At 44.9% G+C, this 5964-nt stretch carries 8 protein-coding genes; 1 reads left to right on the plus strand and 7 read right to left on the minus strand.

Annotated features, from left to right (window positions below; translation table 11 throughout):
* Window positions 1-53: 53 nt before the first annotated feature.
* The 6 genes from VIP81_RS08835 to VIP81_RS08860 all read right to left on the minus strand — a co-directional run bounded on the left by VIP81_RS08835 (window position 54) and on the right by VIP81_RS08860 (window position 4639).
* Window positions 54-836, minus strand: a complete 783-nt coding sequence (locus tag VIP81_RS08835) for an SDR family oxidoreductase (RefSeq protein WP_331958619.1) — start codon at window positions 834-836, stop codon at window positions 54-56.
* A 20-nt stretch (window positions 837-856) separates the two neighbouring features.
* Window positions 857-1684: an amidohydrolase family protein gene (locus tag VIP81_RS08840; RefSeq protein ID WP_331958622.1), complete on the minus strand. Its 828-nt coding sequence runs from the start codon at window positions 1682-1684 to the stop codon at window positions 857-859.
* 139 nt (window positions 1685-1823) lie between these two features.
* Window positions 1824-2153 (minus strand): L-rhamnose mutarotase, encoded by a 330-nt coding sequence (locus VIP81_RS08845; RefSeq protein WP_331958625.1) that lies wholly within the window; start codon window positions 2151-2153, stop codon window positions 1824-1826.
* Between the two features lie 5 nt (window positions 2154-2158).
* Entirely contained in the window at window positions 2159-3010 is an 852-nt protein-coding gene (locus VIP81_RS08850; RefSeq protein WP_331958628.1) for a fumarylacetoacetate hydrolase family protein, read from the minus strand.
* A 24-nt stretch (window positions 3011-3034) separates the two neighbouring features.
* Complete coding sequence (locus tag VIP81_RS08855; RefSeq protein ID WP_331958631.1) at window positions 3035-3781, minus strand: hypothetical protein; 747 nt, start codon at window positions 3779-3781, stop codon at window positions 3035-3037.
* Window positions 3782-3856: 75 nt separating this feature from the next.
* Window positions 3857-4639 carry a glucose 1-dehydrogenase gene (locus VIP81_RS08860; RefSeq protein WP_331958634.1) on the minus strand — a complete coding sequence of 261 codons (783 nt, stop codon included), beginning with the start codon at window positions 4637-4639 and terminating at the stop codon, window positions 3857-3859.
* 145 nt (window positions 4640-4784) lie between these two features.
* Here VIP81_RS08860 and VIP81_RS08865 point away from each other — a divergent pair, with 145 nt between their 5' ends.
* Window positions 4785-5462, plus strand: a complete 678-nt coding sequence (locus VIP81_RS08865) for a M15 family metallopeptidase (protein WP_331958637.1) — start codon at window positions 4785-4787, stop codon at window positions 5460-5462.
* A 2-nt stretch (window positions 5463-5464) separates the two neighbouring features.
* On the opposite strand, the gene VIP81_RS08870 is transcribed toward VIP81_RS08865, so the two are convergent.
* Complete coding sequence (locus VIP81_RS08870; RefSeq protein WP_331958640.1) at window positions 5465-5854, minus strand: hypothetical protein; 390 nt, start codon at window positions 5852-5854, stop codon at window positions 5465-5467.
* Window positions 5855-5964: the final 110 nt, after the last annotated feature.

Raw genomic sequence — 5964 nt, forward strand, 5'->3', positions numbered from 1 at the left:
AATTTAATGTTTCAGGTGAATGTATGTTGATAACGTGTGTTGGCTCATTATTCTTAGCTGATGGATCTGTCGAGATGCGTGTAACCACCATCTACGTATACTATTTGTCCGGTTGTATGTGATGAACGTGGTGACAACAGGAATACTGTGGCATTGGCTATTTCTACGGAGGTAGTCATTCTTTTTTCAAGTGGAATTTTGGCGGTGATGGAAGCCAGTTTTTCCTCGGGATTCGGCAAAGAGCTGATCCATGTTTCATACAGTGGTGTCCATACTTCGGCAGGAATCACAGTATTGATACGTACGGAGTAAGGCAGCATTTCCACTGCCCATTCGCGGGTCAATGCATTGATAGCTCCTTTGGAAGCCGCATAACCGCTGGTATTACCCTGACCGGTGGTGGCTACCTTAGATCCGATGTTGACGATGTTTCCTTTGGTAGCTTTCAGGTAAGGCAATGCAAAATGCGCCAGGTTGTAGTAGTGGGATAAGTTATTTTGCAAAGACTGCATAAATCTTTCCGGGCTACCGCTTTCCAGTCCTACACCATCATTAACGCCGGCGTTATTTACCAGGCCATCAATTTTACCATACGCAGCTACGGTTTCAGCGATCACTTTTTTACAATCTTCCACTTTTCCCAGTTCCGCAGTAATAGCCAATGCTTTACCACCGGCGGCGATAATTTCGTTTACTGTTTTTTCGTTATCCGCGGTGCTTCTGCCTGCGATCACTGCAATACCACCTTCTGCGGTAATCAGTTTGGATATTGCTTCTCCAATTCCTTTGGCGCCGCCGGTAACAATAATCACTTTCTCCTGTAATCCTAAATCCATAGTATGTATGATATTATTTTTTATAGATGATAAAATGAGAGCGCATTTCCTCCCATTATTTGATTTTGTTCTGTTGTTGATAAGGTGCTGATGAAATCAGTAACGATTCCTTTCACCTCGTGGTATTCTGCTGCCAGCAGGCATACGGGCCAGTCGGAACCATACAGTAACCTGTTGGCCCCAAAGGCGTCGAGCACCACTTCCAGGAATGGCCTGAAATGTGCCGGCTCCCACTGCTGCCAGTCGGCTTCTGTTACAAGGCCGCTTAGTTTGCAGTATACATGCGGCGACTGTGCAATGCGGCGCATATGTGCGGCCCATGCTGCCAGTTCTCCGGCTTTGATATCCGGCTTGGCGAGGTGATCTATGATCAGCGCCTGCTCCGGAAACTGCAATACAAATTCTTCTACTGCAGGTAACTGTTTCGGATATACGAGAATATCATAGGTAAACTGATGCTGCGATAATGCTTTGATGCCACGGCAAAAATGTTCGCCCAGTATAAACCGGTTGTCCTGTTCTCCCTGTACAATATGCCGGAAGCCTTTCAGCTTCGGATGTGCTGCATACTGTAACAGTTGTTCGTTGATATTATCGGCGCGGAGGTCTATCCAGCCTACTACACCTTTAATGATATCATGCTTTTCAGCGAGCGACAATAAAAAAGCCGTTTCCGCTGCTGATTGATCTGCCTGTACGGCCACACAACCATGAACACCATTGTCTTCCAGCACCGGCGCCAGATGCTCCGGTAAAAAATCCCGGCGGATCACCTGCATGGATTCATCTATCCAGGCGTCGCGGACAGGCTCATATTGCCAGAAATGTTGGTGTGCGTCAATAACCATGTAAAGAATGAATTACGAATTACGAATTACGAATTACGAATTACGAATTACGAATTACGAATTACGAATTTACGCGGAGATAGTAAACGCGGACATCCACCCACAAATCCGTAATTCGTAATTCGTAATTCGTAATTTCTTATAATGTAAAGATTTGATCCATAATGATCCACTTCTCTCCTTCTTTCGCTACCGGCAATGCCTGCTGGTATTTCCACATCAGCTGCTCCCATACCTGTACGGCAGGATTGGCGGCATCCATGGCATCTTTACGTTCAAAAGAGAAGGTATCGTCTACTTCCATAATCATAAACAAGCGGTTACCCGAACGATAAATATCCATTACGGTAATACCACTGTCTGTGATGCTCTTCTTGATTTCAGCAGATACGTTGCGATGATACGCTTCATATTCACTGATCAGCTGCGGGTCATCTACCAGGTCTAACGCCAGACAATATCTTTTCATAATAATTATTTATAAGCTACTGCTGTTTGTTTGGAAGTACCCAGGCCATCAATACCCAGTTCAATCACATCACCTGCTTTGAGGTATACCTGTGGATTCATACCCAGGCCCACACCTGCCGGTGTACCGGTAGAAATAATATCTCCCGGGAGCAGGGTCATAAACTGGCTCAGGTAAGACACTACAAATGGTACATTGAAAATGAAGTTAGACGTGTTACCATCCTGCATTTTCTGGCCATTAACGGTCAGCCATAAACGAAGATTGTTCACATCGCCTATTTCATCTTTGGTAGCCATCCATGGGCCCAGTGGCGCAAATGTATCGCAGCTCTTTCCTTTTACCCACTGACCACCTCTTTCGATCTGGAAAGCTCTTTCGCTGTAATCATTGTGCAAACAGTAACCTGCTACATAATCCAACGCATCTTTTTCTTCTATATAGCTGGCTTTTTTACCAATCACCACTACCAGTTCCACTTCCCAATCGGTTTTCTGACTGTTGCGTGGAATCACTAAATCATCGTTCGGACCTACCAGTGCGGAAGTACTTTTGAAAAATACGATGGGTTCTGCCGGAATAGCCGCATTGGTTTCCCGGGCGTGATCAGCGTAGTTAAGACCAATACAGATAATTTTGGATGGGCGCTGAAGAGGCGATCCCAAACGGGTACCGGCAGGCACCTGCGGGCATTCGCCGGCATGTGTTGCAAACCATTTGGACAGGCGATCCAGTCCGTCAGTGGCTAAGAATTTTTCTCCATAATCTTCACCAAATGCACTTACGTCAAACATACCTGCATCTGTTACCACACCCGGTTTTTCTTCTCCCGGTAAACCAAACCTGATCAGTTTCATTTCAATACTTTTTTATTGTTAGTCTTACTTTATTTCTTTCAATGTCTTCAACTGTAATCTGCCGTTTTCCACATGCAGGTCAATCACCGGCTCTGCTTTGTTATCCGCTGCAAAAGCAAAGTATACATGATCCTGCGCTGCTGTTGGCTGGATCACTGCCTTAGATCCTTTAGGAACAGGCACCATCATGCTTTTTGTAAACCCGCCAAATTCTACATACAGTTCCACGGTATCCGGGGAAGTAGCAGGTCTGATTTCGGCAATAAAGTCCGCCAGAATTTTTCCTGACTGGAAGTTCTTTTTATATTTCTGTACCAGATCGCTACCAACGGTTACTTTACCAAGTCCCATGGTATCTTCCATGTAGCTCCAGATACGTTGATCAGGAGAAGCAAACCATAATATTTTCAGGTCATTTTTATCACTCACGGAGGCGTGATAATAACGTGGCTGATGATTCGCTTTCATCACCCCAACATAGCAACTGTTGGGAGCATCCCATAACACCTTATAAAGGTCTGCATCTGATGCGTTGGTTAAAAGGGTCTGTTCAAAAGTTTTTTCTTTCTCCTGACCATTTATTTTAAACTTAATGGTTACCTGCCCGGTATCTTTATCACGGTCTGTAATCGTTACTGCTATTGTTCCTGCTGGTGTGGCAGGATGTACGGCTGCATCCTTGGCTGCGTTACCGTTAGCATTTTGATTCCCTGAATTACAAGCAGATAATACGGCTATTGCTATTGCCAGCCCTATTCGAAAATGTTGCATGATGTAAGTAAAAATTAATGAATGAATAACTTGAAAGATACGGGTAATCGTCCGCACTTTGAAACAGTCATTGCATTAATTATTGAGCCTGATAAATCCACCATCAATCGGGTAGTCGGTACCGGTAATAAATCCGGCCTCATCAGAGCACAGGAATAAAGCCAGATGACCAACTTCCACCGGTTTAGCCATACGGCCAATAGGTTGTGTTTTGCTCAGTTTATCAAACATTTCCGCTTCTTTACCCGGATAGTTTTTAGCGATAAAGCCATCTACAAACGGCGTATGTACCCTGGCCGGGGACACGCAGTTGCAACGGATATTAGCGCCCAGGTAATCTTTTGCCACCGACAAAGTCATGGTCAGCACGGCGCCTTTACTCATGGAGTAAGCCAGTCTGTCTGGTATACCCACGCTGGAAGCGATAGATGCCACATTGAGAATAACCCCGCCGCCTTGCGCTTTCATTTGCTTGATAACTGCATACATACAGTTATAAGTACCTTTTACATTTACCTGGTATACCCTGTCGAAATCCTGCTCTCCTGTATTTTCCAGGTTACCCACATGGGCAATGCCTGCACAGTTTACCAGGATATCCAGTTTGCCGGCTGTAGTCACAATACCATCCATCACACCTATCACGGCGGCCTGGTCGGCCACGTTAACGGCATGCACGGTAGCCTGGCCACCTGCTGCCCTGATTTCTTCCGCTGTAGCTTTACCGCCTTCCTCATTCAATTCCAGGATATGCACCTGCGCACCCTGCAATCCGAATGTCTTCGCTATTGCCTGTCCTATACCGCTACCACCACCTGTGATAACTGCCACTTTATTATCTAATCTGAACAGTTCCATCATTAAAAATTTAAGGGTTCTAAAATACCTATTAATATAAGGTGATTGCAATTGTATTTTCACTGTATTTCATACTTTCTTGCCTAATTTTCGCAAAATTCAATAATTAGGCAAGAATTTGGGCCTTTTTGCCGAATTTAAAGCCATGAGAATATTCGGGATACTCACGCTCCTATGCGCCCTTTCAAGCCTGGCAACTGCCCAAAAAATACCGGTTAATCAATATGGATTAGCCGTACTTAGCACCCGGCAGCAATATGATCAGCTGGTAAAAGCTGATAGCAATCAGCAGCTGGTGAACCTGGAACAGTATATACCAGGCATCAAAAAAGATGTGCGGTATGCTACTACCAACAATTTCACCAAACAAAAGCTATATACCAAAACAGATATCTATATGCGGCTACCCGCCGCCAGGGCACTGAAAGCAGTGCAGGAAGTATTACGTAAAAAAGGATATGGCCTGCTGATCTATGATGCCTACCGGCCTTATCATGTAACAGAAGCGATGTTTAAGATCGTTCCTAACGACCTGTATGCAGCCGACCCCAGGAAAGGATCGGGGCATAACCGGGGAGTAGCGGTAGACCTGAGTATGGTGAACCTGAAAACAAATAAGCCCGTGGCCATGCCTACGGACTTCGACGACTTTACCACGAAAGCACACGAAAACTATATACCTTCCGATCCAGCCATCACGGCCAACCGCAAACTATTGCGGGATACCATGAAACAATTTGGATTTAAAGGAAGTACCACAGAATGGTGGCATTTTTATTTGCCTGATTATAAAAAATATCCGCTGATGGATATCTTCTTTTAAAGCTACTGTATCACCACCGTATCTGTCCTGCCAGGGATACCATCCCACTTGAGGAAATAGGTGCCGGTATCTGATGGAACAAACGAATAGGTCTTAGACACCGTGACCGTTGATGCCGGGCAAACGTCGCAGGCGTTAAAAACTGATTCTGCTTTGATGGTAACGATGTTGCCGCTTTTATACTCCACCAGTTTATTAATAGTATAACAATTGCTGCCCAGCACGCAGCTCACATCAAAGAAAGCAGCATCCTGCCCGCCCGCATCAGATAAAGCCGTACCCATATAACGCACCTTGCTGATGCTGGCTGTTTGATATTGTGAACACTGATCTCCTTTTTGACAGGCAGGGAGTAGCCCGGATAACAGAATAAGTATAAGCGCCGTTCTCATCGGGGAAAAATATTATATATCCAGTAGAACGGAGCCTTAGGGGAAAAGTTACACGCGATTTTTTGTCTTTGTTCAGGATTATACTGATTTAGATGATTTTCCGGATTTTT

It is taken from the genome of Chitinophaga sp. (genome assembly GCF_036566945.1).
Taxonomy (GTDB): domain Bacteria; phylum Bacteroidota; class Bacteroidia; order Chitinophagales; family Chitinophagaceae; genus Chitinophaga.